We start from the raw sequence: 17,636 nt of genomic DNA on the forward strand, positions 1-17,636 counted from the left end.
GCAAATTAGCCAAATCAATTAGTGATGCTGGATGGTCAGTGGATTTTGGATTTACGATTTTGGATTTTGGATTGACTCCACCCTCAAGTGTGGAGCTTGGGGATTTTAGATTAGCAATTTTGGATTAGTTCCGCCCTGAAATTGTAGGGGTCAACGGCCGTTGCCCCCTACTTGTACCGAAAATTCCCAATCTAAAATCTAAAATCTAAAATCTAAAATCTAAAATCTAAAATTTCTTGGTCATTGTTTACTCAATGGTTAGAATATTTTGGTAAAGTCTATGGGCGTGTGGTTGTACCTGTTGCACCACAATATACTTCTCAAAATTGTTCTAATTGCGGAGAAATAGTTAGAAAATCCCTATCAGTTAGAAGTCATGTTTGTAAATGTGGGTGCATACTTGACCGTGACCACAATGCTGCAATTAACATTCTCACTAAAGCACTAAGACAAAGTGGCTATGATTTAAGTACCGTCGGGCGCACCGGAACTAATAACGCTTGTGGAGAGATTACCCTCTGCTGAGACTTGGTAACAAGTTTGAGTAAGGTTGCTCATTGAAACAAGAATCACCGTCCCTCTATAGGGCGGGGAGCGTCAAGATTTTAAAATTGTATTCTTTTTCAAAGGTTTATCCTGCTCATAAATAAACTGTTCTTTCATTAAAAAAGCCATTTCCGCTTTTTGTAATTCTACTCCTAAATACATGGCATGGGAAACTTGTAAACCAGGAGAATCTGTGAATATTTGCTGGGAAAGTTTATGTGCAGATTTACCGGAATAACAATTAACTACTTCTCCAGAACCAGGAGTTGTATGTTCGACAATAATTTGATTATTCTGAATGGTAATAATGAAACTACCCGCAGGATCAAAATAGTCTTTTCTTTGAGCAATTTTACTATATTGAGATGAAATTATATTGGCGACATTTTCAAAACAATCATCATAAATATGGGCGCTTTGACTAATGGTAATTAATGCCCCCATTTTTAATATATGATCGGTTTTATTAATTAAAGCATTATAAATATACTTTTGTAAAGCCCTTAATCCCATGGCATTTGCTGGCCAAGCTGAAAACATATCATTACTTCTGAAGGTGGCAGTTAAAGATAGTTCATTATCAACTATCCTTACCCAAATATGATTTAAACAAGGTGGATTATCATTATGATCTTGACTAGCATCCCATAAGGACATTACAGCCCTTGCGGAATTAATATCATGAGCTAATTTTTCAATTACCTGTTCAATTTGATCTCTTCCAAACCAAGAACGTAATCGTTGTCCATAGGTGTATTTTACCCCTTCTTGATTAGTTGTATTATCTAAAATTTGCGAAATATATTCTTCTAAAAAACTTCTATCTATTGGTAAATAATTGGGTTCTGGAAAGTAAAAATTATCGGGTTCATCGGTAATAATTGCCATTAAATCTATTAATTCCTGCCATGTTCCATCATAACCTGTTGGTCTTATTGTTCCGGTTGTTTTAATTCTATGAATGATTTTTACCCAAGTTTCAGCGATGGTTTTACCTTCTATTCTGTGTCCATAGCGTGTTCCTGGAAAGACATTTGATTCAACTATGTTCATGGGAAATTGTAATGGTGTTCCCCAAGGTGCAACTATTTCTTTATTTCCATAATATTTGATTTTTTCAACAGCATCAGAAATTGATATCGCTTCTTGAATTTCTACAGAATGACGTAATTTTTCTAAGGCATTTATATCAATATCAATATCAATATAACCCGGAATCAAAGAACGAATTACCCAAGATTTTCGCCCAATATCACTAATACTTTCTTCTACACCATGACGGAAAAAATCACCTAAGCATTGACAAGCACCCGCGTTTTTATCTTCCTTGGTAGCATTGAGAATAACTAAGTATCGGACATGAGGATTTAGCAATAGGTTACGAATTAATAAATTTATACCTCTAGTTGGTGAATATAGTTGTCCTATTACAGCATATTCATTCTTTTGCAAGTGTTTATATATTGCTTCTTTTACAGTCCATCCCGTAATTACCGCAGTTTGCCCACTTCCATAAATTAATTGATTGGGTTTGTGCTGGGCTGTATAATAAAATTGAGTTATTTCCTTGCTCACTTAATTTACCAGATTTTTATTACTAATGATTGATTATTTAGGATACAATAATTGATCTAGATTAATAAATTGTGTGATAATCATAACCTAAATAATCAATTGATAACGGTATAGTTAAGCATGGATTATCGGGATGCAGGCGTTGATGTTGAAGCAGGTAGAGCTTTTGTAGACCAAATTCGCAATTTGGTTCATAGCACCTTTAGAAAAGAGGTTTTAGGCGGTTTAGGCGGCTTTAGTGGCTGCTTTCAACTCCCCACGGGTTACAAAGAACCAGTTTTGGTTTCTGGTACAGATGGTGTGGGTACAAAATTGAAAATAGCCCAAATTCTCAACCGTCATGATACTGTGGGTATAGATTTGGTGGCGATGTGCGTTAATGATGTTTTAACATCAGGTGCAGAACCTTTATTCTTTCTTGATTATGTAGCTACGGGTAAATTAGACAAAGAACAATTAACTCAGGTAGTTGCAGGAATAGCTACAGGTTGTAAATTAGCCGGTTCAGCTTTATTAGGGGGAGAAACGGCGGAAATGCCCGGTTTTTACCAAATTGGTGAATATGACTTGGCGGGTTTTTGTGTGGGAATTGTCGAAAAAAGCCGAATGTTAGACGGTTCTCAGGTGCAAATAGGAGATGTAGCTATAGGTTTGGCTAGTGCAGGTGTCCATAGCAATGGGTTGAGTTTAGTCCGAAAAATTGTCGGTGATAGCGGTTTCTCATGGACCGATACACCAGACTTATTTAATGGAAAATCTATTGGTGAGACTTTCCTCACGCCTACACGCATTTATGTTAAATCTGTTTTAGCCGCATTACAATCTGGTTTAGAAGTTCATGGTATGGCGCACGTTACTGGTGGTGGTTTACCAGAAAATTTACCTAGATGTTTAAATCCGGGTCAAGCGATTAAAATCATACCCGAAAGTTGGACTATTCCCCCGGTCTTTCGTTGGTTAGCTGCGGCTGGTTCTGTTAGTGCTGAGGCTATGTATAATACATTTAACATGGGTATTGGTTTTGTATTATTAGTTCCACCCCAACAAGCAGAACAGCTAATTACTCATTTTGAATCTCAGGATATTCCCGCTTATGTAATTGGTGAGGTTATAACTGGAACAGGTGAATTAGTCGCCTTATTGTAAGGTAAAAAGTCTAAATTACCTATATTTGAATATACACATAAAACCCATCTTCATGGGTTTGAAAACCTGAATTTTTGCTAAGTTCCCATAGATTGACTTTGTTCGTGTAGTAGAAATTTATAATTTTTTTATACTTTGAAAACAACTGTGGTCAATTCCTCTGTTATCTGTAGCAGGATAATAAGTTGTCATATACAAACTTTAGATTCCCTTATGGAAGTAATCAAAAATACTCATCGTTTTCAGCGTTAATATTTGCTAAGATACTATTGACATATTGCAAAAATCCATTGGTGTAGTTAAAGAAGTATCTGTAATTACCAATTAGCGGTATTCGTTATATCTCACTTATTAAGTAAGACCTGTTTTGAGAAAAATGTAATTTTTGTGTAGAGGGGTTATGGTTATAAATTTTGCCCGGACTACTGTTTCCAAGGAACTACTAAAGCAAGTATTCCAACATATTGATGCTCAAAGTTGTCCCCAATTATTTAATTTTCATATGCACACAGTTCACTCCGATGGTAGGCTAGAACCTAGTGAATTGATGAGTCAAGCGATCGCAATTGGCTTAAAAGGTCTAGCAATCACCGATCATCATAGTATTGATGGCTATCAAGCAGCCAATTCCTGGTTAGAAGCGTGGAAATGCAGTAATCCAGATACACATACTCCATACCTGTGGAGTGGTGCGGAAATTAACGCCAATTTGCTAGATACTGAGGTCCATATTTTGGCTTATGCTTTTGAGTCAGAACACCCCAGCATGAAACCTTATTTACAAAAAATACCTGCGGTGGGTAAACCTTATCAAGCAAATAACGTGATTAGAGCCATTCAAGAAGCGGGGGGATTAGCCGTACTTGCTCACCCAGCCCGGTATAAGCGATCGCATTTTGATCTAATTCCTGCGGCCGTAGATAACGGAATTGATGGTGTGGAGACTTTCTACGCTTACACTAATCCCAAACCATGGAAACCTAGTATTGTGGAAACCGAGGAAGTACAACAATTAGCGGAGAAATTCAATTTATTTAACACCTGTGGTACTGATACACACGGTATAAATCTACTACAAAGGTTGTAAATCTATACTTATCTCCTTTTAAACTCCCGGTTTGTATAACCAGGGGGTTAAGAGCTTTTTTATTTCATCACAAAACATCCTTCCTCTCCTACTCTTTGGTGACACCTTCCCTGAACCTGTCTTTGTGGTTAATTAATTGTTATAATCTAACTTAGATGGGACTTACCCAAGTGTCACAAAAAATTATAATATGATTTGTTTGTAGTCATGGCTTTAGCCCTAATAAGTGTTCCCGTAGCGTCTTGAAGATAGGACTCAGGTTCTGACTACGATCTTATGTATTGAGTTTAAATAACAAAAATATAGTCAGATATATGGTACAAAATATGGTACAAAAGATAAAGTTATAAAATTAAACACTTTGATATTCTAAAATCATGAAAGCATCTGCCAAATTTGACTTTGAAGACGAAAAATTTAACGCCCCACCGTCCCAAGTAATCCCTTGGTGTCAAATGCTCAGTCCTCGCTATGGTGAAGACGGTTTACAAAGTTATGGCTTAGCGATTAAACGCGAAAATGCCCAAGCTGTTGGCTTTAAACCCGATGATAATTGGCAAGAGATTCAGCACACCTTTAGTTCTGGAGAAGTAGATACAGTATTTCTGACGACTACGCCCAGACTAGTTATAGTCCGTCGTGGTCCGTTATCTGTGAAAGACCGAGAAACGGGAATTAAATTAGGAACTTTTAAAGATAATTACGATGCTTTTTTAGCGGATAAACTGAAATTTAAAACCTTTACCCGGCATATAATTTTTTTAGTCGGTGAAGATAAAAAGTTTTTGCACCAATTACCATTACAATTAACTCTGAGTGGTTCAGCTTGTGCTAGTTTTGGGAAAAATTACGCGGAATATCAACAGGGGAGAATTACAGGCGGTTTTGCAGGAGAATTAGAAAAAGCTTATGCTGGGTTTCAAAAAAAACCAGTCACTCCCAAAGGTCCATTATTTCATGCCCATGGCATTTATTGCCCGATAATTGAAGCAGAAGAAAGAGGAATTGAACCGAATACAGCCTTAGTGGCTTCAACTGTAGATTATAAACATCCTACAGTCGCAAACTTTACAGATTATATGATTGCTTCAGATTCCCCAGAATCGGAAATGATTCATAAAGCTTTTGAAGAATACAAAGAATTTGGCAAGGAAGTAGTTAAACCAGAAAGTTCTAAAGCGGAAATGGCTGGTATTAGTAATTCCTATGTTTATGCAGATGATGATGAACTTGATTATCCACCTTATTAAGAAAGATTGACATAGCATCCCCAAGAGGCAGAAAATAAAGTTTTTCTCTTGCCTCTTGGCTATTGCTTACTCTTTTAGTAATAAATAAAATAGTAAACCATTACCGCCAGAAATACCAGCGCGATCGCCGGCTAATTGACCAGAACCCATAAAATAATCAACTCTTCCTGGTCCTTTAATTGCACTACCGGTATCCTGATCTAAAACAAAACGGTTCACTAGACGAGATTCCAACTTGCCACTACTATTAGGGTAGGGAAAGGAATTGACAATTAGTGCCAATGCTCCCGGTGGCATAATAGCTTTGTCTGTAGCAATAGAACGTTCAGCGGTTACAGGTATGAGAAGACTACCCGTAGCAGGTCTACCGTTAGTTTCCGCAAAGAAAACAAACCTTTCCCAACGTGGTAAATAATTGCTTAACTGTCTAGGATTTTGCCGGAAATAACTAATTAATTTCGGCATAGTTAAGCCGCTCAGGGGTAGTTTACCATCTTTTGCCAATTCTTTACCGATACTCGTCCAGGGATAATCCGTTCCCCCAGCATAACCAACAGATGTTCTTTGGCCATTAGTTAATCTAATTTGGGCAGAACCTTGAATATGAATCATGTATGGTTCTAAACGATTACTAAACCAGACAATTTCTAAACCCTTTAACCTGCTTCTATTACCTAGTAAACCATTTTTCCCTTCCAAATCAATCCGTTTCGGGTGGGGTTTGGGCCATTTCTGAAAGTCCTTGGGTAGACGATAGAGAGGATACTTATATACAGAAGTCCTGACTCGACTAGCAGTATACACAGGTTCATAATAAGCTGTAAATTTCACAGTCCCCCGATTATCATTGCCTATAGACTGGTAAAAGACAAAGTCCCGACGCACAGCGGCCTGTAATTCTGCTGCTGACTGAGAATTAATTACCACTTCCCGAAATCTTATCAAACTCCGACGTACCCGATCTAAAGTAATTTCTGTAATTGGGTAAGTTTGATAAGCTGCGATCGCTCTATTGCCTTCCAGATAACCTAAACTGTTATCTATTGCAGTTAGTAGTGATTGTTTATCTCCCTGTTGACCCCAAAGTTGTTCGTCCCAACCCAAGCAATTTTGAGGAGTACAAACAGTATCTATGTCCACCTTTTGCAGCGGTGGTAAACCTGCGGGTGGTGTTTCGGGGGTAGCTGGAGGGGCTTCTATGGGCTGTGGAATCGGAACTTGGGCTAAAACTGACGAAAATGGATTTATAAAAGCAATTCCCAGAGTGAAAGCAAATAAAGTCAGGTTTTTTTTCATCATCTTTCCATACTCGAATTAAAAACAGGTTCTACCCTAATCCCCGCAATTTTAGACAGATAACTAATAATCTACATAAGATACAATAATCCACCCCCAACCGGCAAGGGAGGAGGAGAAGATGATGTATTATTACTTACAAATAAATTAAGAAAAATTACCCCGAAAATACCCTAATTCTGGATCTGCTGATGCAGATAACTATTATTTCACTATTATTTCACTATTATTTCGCTTTTTCTATTTAATTTTAATACAAAGAAACTTATAAACAAACAACAACACCCACATCTACTCGCTTGTTGATTCCCCTTTCTTGTTAACTCTAGCCAGGGATGTACTACCTTTCACCAACTCGATAAACAAGCGATGGAAACCAGTAACAGCGCCCCCTGATTTTCATTCATCTGAGGGAATATCAGCTTTCGCGTTGGGTGTCGTTGTCTGTTGACTAGACAGATGTGAATTAAACAGCGATTTTACCTCTTGCTTAACTTGTGTTACTTCTCTTTTCTTCTCTCTAGCTGTTTTATCTGCCAGGGAAGCCTGATCGGCTTCAATTATTAGAATAACAATTTTAAATTGAATTGGAAATTTTTGCAATTAAACTTTACAATTCCCAAAACATAAGTTAGCTTTAAAACTGGGTTGAGGTAATTTGATCAACTATAAGAACACAGAGCCAAAGCCCTGACTACAAATAAAGGATGATCATTGTTTGTGACAGTTACATAAGTCCTAGTTGCAAAACTCTACTTAAAATCCTCTTAATGTACGAATATTATTGAGAGTGGTAGCTTCTCCATAGGGATCGCCCACAGCCCGCATTAACGGTAAAGCTTGGTTGAAAAAGTCCAGTGCCTTTTGCTTTGCTCCTAAATCAGAGTAGACACCACCGATATTATTGAGAGTGGTGGCTTCTCCACGGCGATCTCCCACAGCCCGACGTATGGGTAAAGCTTGGTTGTAATAGTCCAGTGCTTTTTGTTTTTCTCCTAAATCAGAGTAGACAACACCGATATTACTGAGAGTAGTAGCTTCCATAGACCGATCGCCCACAGCCCTAAGTATGGGTAAAGCTTGGTTGTAATAGTCCAGTGCTTTTTGCTTTGCTCCTAAAGCAGAGTAGACAAGACCAATATTATTGAGAGTGGTAGCTTCCCCACCGCGATCTCCTACAGCCCTAAATATGGGTAAAGCTTGGTTGTAGAAGTCCAGTGCCTTTTGCTTTGCTCCTAAATCAGAGTAGACAAGACCAATATTATTGAGAGTGCTTGCTTCCATAGGACGATTGCCCACAGCCCTAAGTATGGGTAAGGCTTGGTTGTAGAAGTCCAGTGCCTTTTGCTTTGCTCCTAAATCATCGTAGACAGCACCGATATTATTGAGAGTGGTGGCTTCTCCACTGCGATCGCCCACAGCCCGATGTATGGGTAAAGCTTGGTTGTAATAGTCCAGTGCTTTTTGTTTTTCTCCTAAAGCATCGTAGACAGCACCGATATTACTGAGAGTGATAGCTTCCCCACCGCGATCTCCCACAGCCCTAAGTATGGGTAAAGCTTGGTTATAAAAGTCCAGTGCCTTTTGCTTTGCTCCTAAATCATCGTAGACACGACCGATATTATTGAGAGTGGTAGCTTCTCCACTGCGATCTCCCACAGCCTGATACAGTAATCTAGCCTCTTGCCATTTTTGAATTGCTTGTCGCAAGGACTCTGCTGAACCTTCTTGATAAAGTGTCATTCCCTCTTCAAAAAGCCGTTCTGCATTTTCCTTTGTTTTCACTGATGATTGGGCAATTTTTACTACAGTGTCTTTTGCTAAAACACGGTTGCAGTCAATAACCACACTCACACCACAAAACAGGACAAGACTAATGGACACAGTCATATAACCGTGATTTACCAGTGACAGAATCCGGTTCTTTTTTGGGATTATATTTGTCATACAAATTACACTTGAGTAGAATTGCGACCTTGAATCAGACTATAAAGCTGTTTAAATTATATTCTTAATAAATAGTATTGTGTATAAACTATTGTAAAAATTTTGGTGCTGAGTGGCTACGTTAAATGACTAAATTAAATCTTCAAATAATTGCTAGATAAGGATTTGAGTTAATTTGATCATCAAAAACAACTAGGCTAAAACCTGATTGTAGTAAGAACTTTAGTTCTTTCTGCGATAAGTTACGGAAATAAGATCAGGGCTAAATCCCTGACTACAAATAAAGGATGATCATTTTTTGTGACAGTTGCATAGGTCCTATGATCATCAAAAGACCGGGTTTGCTGAGAGGATGTTTTAAAAGTAGTGTCTCCTGATTTTTACCTCCCTTAACAGGAAAATCTAGTTTCCTCTTAACAAGGGGAGGGTTAGGGAGGGGTAAAAATATTTGATACATAAATCATAATTTTTCTACCACCCTCTTACACCATACTCTTATATTCCTATTAAGTATTTCTATTAAACTGTTGCGGCTTGACGAACCTCTATCGCTTCTCCTGTCAAACTAAAAGGACGAACTTCGGTAATTTTGACTTTGACTATTTTACCTTTTAGACAATTAATATCACCTGTAAAGAATGTGAGACGATTTCCCCCGGTTCTTCCCATGACCTGGGTTTTGTCTTTACTGTTTTCAGCTTCTACTAATACTTCTTCAATGCGTCCAAAGTAACGTTGCGATCGCTCGGCTGCTTTAATATTAACTAAATGATTTAATCTTTGCAATCTGTCGCTTTTTACCTCTTCACTGATTTGATCATCCCACAAAGCAGCAGGTGTACCGGGACGGGGTGAATAAGCAGCGGTATTCAATAAATCAAAACCGATATCTTCTACTAATTTCAAAGTATTTTCAAATTGTGCTTCTGTTTCACCCGGAAAACCCACAATGGCATCAGCACTTATTGACGCATCCGGCATATACTCTCTAATAGTATCAATAATTCGGCGATATTTTTCATGAGTATAGCCCCGTGACATTGCTTTTAAAAGCTCATTATCTCCAGATTGAAAGGGAATATGGAAATGTTCACACACTTTCGGTAATTCAGCACAAGCTTTAATTAATCTTTCTGTAAAATAACGAGGATGACTAGTAGCGAATCTTATTCTTTCTATTCCCGGCACATCATGTACATAATAAAGTAAATCTGTCAATGTATGCAGATGACGACCTTCGGGAGTAGAACCAGGTAAATCTCGACCATAAGCGTCAATATTTTGACCCAGCAGCGTAATTTCTTTGTAACCTTGTTTTCCTAACTGTTCGATTTCATACTTAATCGCCTCCGGTGTACGGGACTGTTCCACACCGCGCACGTTGGGAACTACGCAATAAGTACAACGTTCGTTACAGCCATAAATAATATTTACCCAAGCTGTTACCTGACTATCCCGACGGGGTTGGGTGATATCTTCAAAAATGTGAACTTCTTCCGTAGCGACAATTTGATTACCCTCAAAAACAGACTCTAGCAAATCTTTGAGACGGTTAGCGTGTTGTGGTCCCATAACTAAATCTAATTCGGGTACTCGTCGCAATAAAGCTTCTCCTTCCTGTTGAGCGACACAACCAGCAACAATCAAAGTTAAATCAGGTTGTTCATGCTTGCGTTTGGCCTGTCTACCCAAATAAGAATATACCTTTTGTTCCGCATTATCCCGAATGGTGCAAGTGTTGTAAAGGATTACATCTGCTTGATTTGGGTCTTCTGACCACTCAAAGTTCATGTCTTCTAAAATACCAGCCATGCGCTCGGAGTCGGCCTTATTCATTTGGCAACCGAAGGTAATAATGTGGTAATGTCGTTTAGTGGTCATTGGGAATTACGCTTAATTAGTAATGTATATGAAGTCTATTTACTATTCTATATTGGAGTAGAAGGGCATGAAAAGTTAAGATATCAAAATTTTCGCCTTGACTAATATAGGGAGCAAAAGATTGATATGATGATATTGTCTGAAAAACAGGAATGATCAATAAGTCAAAACTTTACTTTATGCTCAAAACTCACAACTACGTACTTAAAAATCAAAACTCCGTCCTCAAAACTCAAAATCCTGTAGTCAGAACTTCCAAACCTGTACTCAGAACTCAAAACTCCCTGCTGAGAACTCGTAACCTGATTCTCAGAAGCCAAAATTTCATCCTCAGAACTCAAAACTCCATCACATTAAATGCACCATCTGGACAACAAGGGGTAAAATTAACAACTAACCCTAAATCTACTTTACTTAATATACCTAATATGATGAGATGTCATTAAATGGTAATATAGTATAGGAATTTTTACTTAAAGATATGGGAAAAGCGATCGCAGAGATTGGATTTACTATTGATTGTAATTGTCAATATTAATCTGTGATTGCCCCAGGGTATTCTTAAACACAATCACTATGGATATATTTTACAGCGGATTACCATAAGAGTTAGGAACACTTTTAGCGGGCAAGATCCACGCACTACGGGATTTTTATGATTATAGCGGGCAAGATGCCCGCACCACGGGATATGATCATAATAATAATTATTAGCACATTGACGCTAATTACAGAGGCGAAATCTTTTTGTAAAAACCTGCCACCAAAAGACCCAACAAGCGGTACAATTAACAACCAACCCGAAATGCACTCCTTGATATGTATTGCGACTATTTAGTACAAATCCTTACCGCCCGTGTCTATGATGTAGCTCAGGAAACACCCCTCGAATATGCCCCCAATCTCTCCCAGCGTATTAATAACAAACTCCTACTGAAACGGGAAGATATGCAGTCAGTCTTCTCCTTCAAATTACGGGGCGCTTATAATAAAATGGTCAATCTCACACCAGATTTACTGAAGCAGGGTGTCATAGCGGCTTCTGCGGGAAATCACGCCCAAGGTGTAGCTTTAGCTGCTAGTCGCTTGGGAACAAAGGCAATTATTGTCATGCCAGTGATTACACCCCAAGTAAAAATTAATGCAGTCAAAGCCAGGGGAGGGGAAGTAATACTATATGGTAATAATTATGATGATGCTTACGCTTACGCTCGCCAATTAGAAGCGGAAAAGGGATTAACTTTTATACATCCCTTTGATGATCCTGATGTCATTGCTGGCCAGGGAACAATTGGTATGGAAATACTCCGACAATATCAACAACCTATTCACGCCATTTTTGTGGCCATTGGTGGTGGTGGTTTGATTTCCGGTATTGCTGCTTATGTTAAACGCTTGCGTCCCGATATTAAAATTATTGGTGTTGAACCTGTGGACGCTAACGCTATGTATCAATCACTGCAAGCTGGTGAAAGAGTGCGGTTGTCTCAGGTGGGTTTATTTGCTGACGGGGTAGCGGTGCGGGAAGTGGGAGAAGAAACCTTCCGTTTATGTCAACAATATGTAGATGAAATTATTTTAGTGGATACAGATGCCACCTGTGCGGCCATTAAAGATGTTTTTGAGGATACTCGTTCTATTTTAGAACCTGCGGGGGCATTGGCGATCGCTGCGGCAAAAGTCTATGCAGAAAGAGAAAAAATTGCCAATCAAACCCTGGTCGCTGTTGCTTGTGGCGCTAATATGAATTTTGATCGGTTGCGTTTTGTGGCTGAACGAGCAGAATTTGGAGAACGTCGAGAAGCTATTTTTGCAGTTAAAATTCCCGAAGAAAGAGGCAGTTTAAGAAAGTTTTGTGAATGTATTGGTAAACGGAATTTAACTGAATTTAATTATCGTATTGCTAACGAAAAAGAAGCGCATATTTTTGTGGGTGTGCAAATAGAAAATCGTGCAGACGCAGCAAAAATGGTTGAAAACTTTGAATCTCACGATTTAAAAACCATAGATCTAACAGATGATGAATTAACAAAACTGCATTTACGTCACATGGTAGGAGGACATTCTCCCCTAGCAGAAAATGAATTACTTTATCGCTTTGAATTTCCTGAACGTCCCGGTGCTTTAATGCAATTTGTCAGTTCTATGTCTCCTGATTGGAATATTAGCTTATTTCATTATCGCAATAATGGCGCAGATTATGGACGCATTTTAGTAGGAATGCAAGTTCCTCCCCATGAAATGACAGAATGGCAATCATTTTTAGATACTCTTGGTTATAGCTATTTGCATGAAAGTGATAATCCTGCATATAAGTTATTTTTAGGATGATTTAGCCTATATCTAAACCTATCTCCCCAACTACTTGAGGAAGTTGGGGATCTGGGTATTTTGGCTTGGCTATTAGAGATGAGAATTTAACGGTGTCATAGTTCTAAAAAACTATAAAAAACTAATTGTTTGCGGACTAAAACTAGAGGAACTTTCCCAATAATCTACTTTATTAACTTTTACTTTTAGTAAAGCAATATCAGGTTCATCTATCCCTTGGGGAAACCAAATTTCTAATTTTGGCTGCCATTTTTCTTGAAGTTTATCGCGGTCTCTTATTAATTGTGCTGAACCTAGTATAGAAACATATCGCTGTTGATTAGGTGCAGAAAAACTGACGTTTACTTGTTGATGATGTTCAATTTCTACGACTTTATGGGAATTAGCTAAAGTGAAAAACCAAAGTGTACCATTATGATCAATTTCATTCCATATTGACATGGGGCGACTATGTAAACTACCATCATCATCAATTGTGGTTAACATTCCACATTCAATACCTGCCAGTAGTTTACGCAATTCCTGAATTTGTGGTTTTGTCTCTACAGATTGTGTCATTATATCTAGAATTTTAATTTTATGAAGATGGGTGATATTCTTATTGTTAAGGTTTTTCGATTTATATACCTGAGTCTCAAGAGGTAATTATTAAAATTAAAATTTGCTATTACCAAGTTATCACTAAGGAAATATATCTTAAAGAAGATGCCACCCATCTTAATTTTAATGCAAACTAATTACCCAATTACGTAAGTGTCTATTCACTTGTTCAGGGATTTCATCATGGGGACAATGACCAGCTATGAGAAAATATTCTGTTAATTGGGGATAATATTCATGGAATTTCTGAGAACGTTCTCTGGCTTTCATCCAAGGATCTGCTTCTCCCCATAATAGCAATAAAGGACAATTTAATTGTTTGAGTAGAACATCAACTTTCTCCCCTTGAGGAGTGCTAAAAACAGAAATGAATACATCTAAGGCTCCCGGATCATAAGCAGGACGTTGAATTTCTGCGACTAATTGATCTGTAACTGCATTTTTGTCAAGATAAACCTTTTCTAAGGTGCGCCGAATTACCCATTTTTGCCGCGTATATTCAAATAACAAAGACTGTGCTAACCGTTGTTTAAAACACCATTTGATGGCGTTTCCTAAAAGTTTTTTGAGGGGATTTGCAGCAGGTTGAATTTGATTTTCTGCTGGAGAAAAAGGACCTGCACTGTTAAGTAATACTACACCAGCAGCACTATCACAACGTTGAGAGGCAACGCATAAACAAGCATATCCTCCCAAGGAGTTACCTGCTAAAATTGTTTTTTGACCAATGACTTGATTGATAAAATCATGGAGTTGGTCCCGCCACAAATCGGCGCTATACTGCAATTTAGGTTTTGCTGAACGTCCGAATCCTAATAGGTCAATGGCAAATACTTGGAAGTCTGCACTCAATTCTGTGATATTCTTACGCCAATGGTCTGTGGACGCACCAAAACCATGTACTAATAGTAAGGGTGGACGTTGCACTTGCGGTTCTCCTGCTTGTACATAATACACTTTGTGTCCACGCCATTGCCAGTATTGACCAGGAATTGGATTTGTCAAAGGAGCGATACTTGTTTGCATATTGCCAAAAAATATTAAGTTACTGTGAACAATTGTAAATTATGTAAATTAAATTATGTAAATTAAATTAATTATCACCCACACAGGTGGGTTTTGCCTGTGTAGATGCGGTTTCTAACCGCTTTTTAAATGTACAACCAACAACTAATACAAATGATTACCGGAAAAACTAAAATTTTGGGAGTAATTGGACACCCTATAGAACATTCTCTGTCACCATTAATGCACAATGCCGCTTTGACTAAACTGGGATTAGATTATGTATATTTACCTTTTGCCATTGCCCCAGAAAATTTAGCAACAGCGATCGCAGGTTTTGCTAGTATTGGTGTTGTAGGCTTTAGTATCACAATTCCTCATAAGCAAGCAATATTACCTTTATTATCCGAAATTTCCCCTATTGCCCAGGCTATTGGTGCTGTAAATACCGTCGTGAATCAAGGTAATAAATGGTTCGGTACAAATACAGATGTAGAAGGATTTATCGCTCCTTTACAAACAACATATCAGCAAGATTGGAGTCAGAAAAAAGCGGTAATTTTAGGGAATGGTGGTGCTGCAAGGGCTGTTGTTGCTGGTTGCATTCAACTTGGTTTAGCAGAAATTCACGTTGTGGGGCGGAATTTACAGAAATTACAAGCATTTCGACAAAGTTGGCAAAATTCACCCTTTGCAGATAAATTCCAAGTGCATGAATGGACAGAATTACCAAATCTACTTCACCAAACTAACCTGTTAGTAAATACAACCCCCATAGGAATGTATCCCCATGTTGAACAATCACCACTGAGTAGTCAAGAAATGGGTTATTTACCTGGTAATGCCATCGCCTATGATTTAATATATATCCCTAAACCAACAAAATTTTTGCACCTGGCCCAAAAACAAGGGATAGTAACTATTGATGGTTTAGAAATGCTCGTACAACAAGGTGCAGCGGCTTTAAAAATCTGGTTACAACAAGAAACAGTTCCCGTGACTCAAATGCGTCAAGCATTACAAAATCACTTGGGTTTGAAACTGAATTATTCAGTAAATACAGGAAGTTGATATTTTTGACTAATGACTTTGAGAGCATTTTGCAAATTTTGGTAGTGAAGCCGCATTGTCAGATTATTAGTTTGTAATAAAGTTTTGTATTCCACAGTTAAGCGAACATTAATTTGATTGTTCTCGATGTTAAAAGTACAAATCTTAATTTTACTGGTACAAGCTTTATTCAGATCGGTTTTGACTTGATTAATGCTGGCGAGAAGTTGTTGAGAGGACATTGTTGATAATTGTTCTTTTTTGGTGTGATCATCTGCTACAGTTATTTTTGATTCATAGGCTGCTAAAAGTTTACTGGCATTTTGAAAACCAAAACTATCTTCAGGAATAGTTTTTAAGGTATTAATTGCTGTCTGTAAATTAAATTTTACCTGTTGCCAATCAGTAGTAGATTTAGCAGTAGCTTGACTTTTGATAGCTGCGTCCCCCAAAGTTTTAGCACTAGCAATTTTTTTCAGCCATGTTTCTTCTCTAATTAACTGCTGGGTAATAGTCTTTAAACTATTTTCATACCCTGGTAAATTCCCTTGTACTAATTGATAAAATTCACTTTCATGTTTAACAGTATTTAGTCGGGTGATTGCCTGTCTCAACAAATTTTGTCTACTACGTAATTCAGCCCAACTTTTAGCGGGATTTAGACTTCTTTTTTGTACAGATGTTGCTGTCCGTAAAGCCAGTAGCACCTGGTTAATTTTTAAGGACTCTTGAGAAAGAGTATCAACTAATTCCTGACATTCTCGATAACGGGGAGACCATTGAGGTATTTTTTGTAAATCTGCCACTACCGCATCTAGTTTTTGTTGTATTGCTAATAACTCTAAATCTGTTTTGGTACTTTTGATCTGTTGCCGATATTCACTTTTAAATTGTTTGGCTGTTTGCAATTCTTTACACCCCAAAATTGCACAACCATTATGGAGAGCAAAAGTACCACCAAGGTAAAGGAGGACGATAAATACAATAGTACCAATTATAGACGCAGGAGGAAATGATCGCCATAAATGTCTTTTTTTCGGTTGATCTGGGATATGAACAAAAGGATAAGATTCTTCGGCAATTTCTTGGGATTCATTTTCATCCAGAGATAGATTGTGTAAAATTAATTCTGGTGAGGAATAGTTTAAAAAAGGCGCTTCGGGACTGAAGATAAATGAATCAGGAATGAGTTCTGTTTCTGCTTCTGTTTCTGCTTCTGTTTCTGCTTCTGTTTCTGTGAGTGGTGATGATTTAATTACAAAGGAAGTTTCTTTTTCCTTCTGGTTCGTGCTTTCCGTTTCCCCTTCTGTCTCCACTGTCGGCATGGGAGAATCTAGGAAATATTTAGCATAGGGAAGCTTGTCCCCAAAAACTCTCAAGAAAAATTGGATATGTTGAGTTTTGTAGTTGAATTGGGATTGTAATGTTTGTGCCAACAGATCAAAAACTTGCTGAGTGTCAACTGTCACCCCTGGAGGGTGTTGGGTGAGAATCATCAATAAATTATTTTTGATGGCGCATTTTACCTGGAAATCCTGACTATCGGTCACTTTTGCTTTTAATCTGGTCTGCAAGATATGGCTTAAAAGTCGTAGTTCTTCTTGTTCAACTGTGATGTTCATGAAGCGTTACCGTCACTTTTTATGTATAGTTTTGATGATCAAATAGACTGGGAATTGGCACAGGGATGAGGAAAATTCGTAGTCAGATGCAGACCCCAATTTCAAAGCCAAGACAATCATTTTTTCAGCAATGTTGAATTATTCACGAAAAACACAGCAAAGAGTCTCCCATGAAGTCTTATACTTTTTTTATCAGAAAACGTCGTAATACCCCATCCCTCTACAGGGTGGGGATGTAATGCGGGCAAAAATTAAACACCCTTCAAGGGATATTAAGCGCAGCTTAATCATGAGAGAGGG

13 protein-coding genes and 2 pseudogenes are annotated in these 17,636 nt (G+C 38.0%); 7 read left to right on the forward strand and 8 right to left on the reverse strand.

Going from position 1 to position 17,636, the window contains the following annotated elements; translation table 11 throughout:
• Window positions 1-225 precede the first annotated feature (225 nt).
• Window positions 226-525 (forward strand): annotated as a pseudogene (locus H6F39_RS18660) (RNA-guided endonuclease InsQ/TnpB family protein); the annotation flags it as partial.
• A gap of 72 nt (window positions 526-597) precedes the next feature.
• Here H6F39_RS18660 and H6F39_RS18665 read toward each other — a convergent pair.
• Window positions 598-2,121 (reverse strand): thymidylate synthase, encoded by a 1,524-nt coding sequence (locus tag H6F39_RS18665; RefSeq protein ID WP_190397198.1) that lies wholly within the window; start codon window positions 2,119-2,121, stop codon window positions 598-600.
• Between the two features lie 120 nt (window positions 2,122-2,241).
• Here H6F39_RS18665 and purM point away from each other — a divergent pair, with 120 nt between their 5' ends.
• The 3 genes from purM to H6F39_RS18680 all read left to right on the forward strand — a co-directional run bounded on the left by purM (window position 2,242) and on the right by H6F39_RS18680 (window position 5,604).
• Window positions 2,242-3,267 (forward strand): phosphoribosylformylglycinamidine cyclo-ligase, encoded by a 1,026-nt coding sequence (purM, locus tag H6F39_RS18670; RefSeq protein WP_137909482.1) that lies wholly within the window; start codon window positions 2,242-2,244, stop codon window positions 3,265-3,267.
• Between the two features lie 400 nt (window positions 3,268-3,667).
• Window positions 3,668-4,354 carry a PHP domain-containing protein gene (locus H6F39_RS18675; RefSeq protein WP_190397199.1) on the forward strand — a complete coding sequence of 229 codons (687 nt, stop codon included), beginning with the start codon at window positions 3,668-3,670 and terminating at the stop codon, window positions 4,352-4,354.
• 377 nt (window positions 4,355-4,731) lie between these two features.
• Window positions 4,732-5,604, forward strand: a complete 873-nt coding sequence (locus H6F39_RS18680; RefSeq protein ID WP_137909480.1) for a DUF5895 domain-containing protein — start codon at window positions 4,732-4,734, stop codon at window positions 5,602-5,604.
• Between the two features lie 66 nt (window positions 5,605-5,670).
• On the opposite strand, the gene H6F39_RS18685 is transcribed toward H6F39_RS18680, so the two are convergent.
• The 4 genes and pseudogenes from H6F39_RS18685 to miaB all read right to left on the reverse strand — a co-directional run bounded on the left by H6F39_RS18685 (window position 5,671) and on the right by miaB (window position 10,728).
• Window positions 5,671-6,900 (reverse strand): murein transglycosylase A, encoded by a 1,230-nt coding sequence (locus H6F39_RS18685; protein WP_190397203.1) that lies wholly within the window; start codon window positions 6,898-6,900, stop codon window positions 5,671-5,673.
• A 399-nt stretch (window positions 6,901-7,299) separates the two neighbouring features.
• Window positions 7,300-7,503, reverse strand: a complete 204-nt coding sequence (locus H6F39_RS18690; protein ID WP_190372750.1) for a hypothetical protein — start codon at window positions 7,501-7,503, stop codon at window positions 7,300-7,302.
• 174 nt (window positions 7,504-7,677) lie between these two features.
• Window positions 7,678-8,790 (reverse strand): annotated as a pseudogene (locus H6F39_RS18695) (tetratricopeptide repeat protein); the annotation flags it as partial.
• Window positions 8,791-9,366: 576 nt separating this feature from the next.
• On the reverse strand, window positions 9,367-10,728 hold the full coding sequence (miaB, locus tag H6F39_RS18700) for a tRNA (N6-isopentenyl adenosine(37)-C2)-methylthiotransferase MiaB (RefSeq protein ID WP_190372751.1): 1,362 nt from the start codon (window positions 10,726-10,728) through the stop codon (window positions 9,367-9,369).
• 152 nt (window positions 10,729-10,880) lie between these two features.
• On the opposite strand from miaB, the gene H6F39_RS18705 reads away from it, so the two are divergent.
• Both H6F39_RS18705 and ilvA read left to right on the forward strand, forming a co-directional pair.
• Window positions 10,881-11,174 carry a hypothetical protein gene (locus tag H6F39_RS18705; RefSeq protein WP_190397201.1) on the forward strand — a complete coding sequence of 98 codons (294 nt, stop codon included), beginning with the start codon at window positions 10,881-10,883 and terminating at the stop codon, window positions 11,172-11,174.
• 373 nt (window positions 11,175-11,547) lie between these two features.
• The gene (gene ilvA / locus H6F39_RS18710; RefSeq protein ID WP_137909475.1) at window positions 11,548-13,059 is read left to right on the forward strand and encodes a threonine ammonia-lyase, biosynthetic; all 1,512 of its coding nucleotides are present in this window, start codon (window positions 11,548-11,550) and stop codon (window positions 13,057-13,059) included.
• Window positions 13,060-13,170: 111 nt separating this feature from the next.
• Here ilvA and H6F39_RS18715 read toward each other — a convergent pair whose 3' ends face one another.
• Complete coding sequence (locus H6F39_RS18715; protein WP_137909474.1) at window positions 13,171-13,617, reverse strand: pyridoxamine 5'-phosphate oxidase family protein; 447 nt, start codon at window positions 13,615-13,617, stop codon at window positions 13,171-13,173.
• A gap of 165 nt (window positions 13,618-13,782) precedes the next feature.
• Complete coding sequence (locus H6F39_RS18720; protein WP_190372752.1) at window positions 13,783-14,685, reverse strand: alpha/beta fold hydrolase; 903 nt, start codon at window positions 14,683-14,685, stop codon at window positions 13,783-13,785.
• A gap of 153 nt (window positions 14,686-14,838) precedes the next feature.
• Between H6F39_RS18720 and H6F39_RS18725 the strand changes: the two genes are divergently transcribed.
• Window positions 14,839-15,735, forward strand: coding sequence for a shikimate dehydrogenase (locus tag H6F39_RS18725; protein ID WP_190397202.1), 897 nt, complete (start codon window positions 14,839-14,841; stop codon window positions 15,733-15,735).
• Here the strand turns inward: H6F39_RS18725 and H6F39_RS18730 are convergent.
• Window positions 15,711-17,336 (reverse strand): hypothetical protein, encoded by a 1,626-nt coding sequence (locus H6F39_RS18730; RefSeq protein WP_190372754.1) that lies wholly within the window; start codon window positions 17,334-17,336, stop codon window positions 15,711-15,713. The genes H6F39_RS18725 and H6F39_RS18730 overlap by 25 nt on opposite strands.
• Window positions 17,337-17,636: the final 300 nt, after the last annotated feature.

It is taken from the genome of Dolichospermum sp. FACHB-1250, from assembly GCF_014696335.1.
In the GTDB taxonomy this organism is placed as follows: Bacteria; Cyanobacteriota; Cyanobacteriia; order Cyanobacteriales; family Nostocaceae; genus Dolichospermum; species Dolichospermum planctonicum.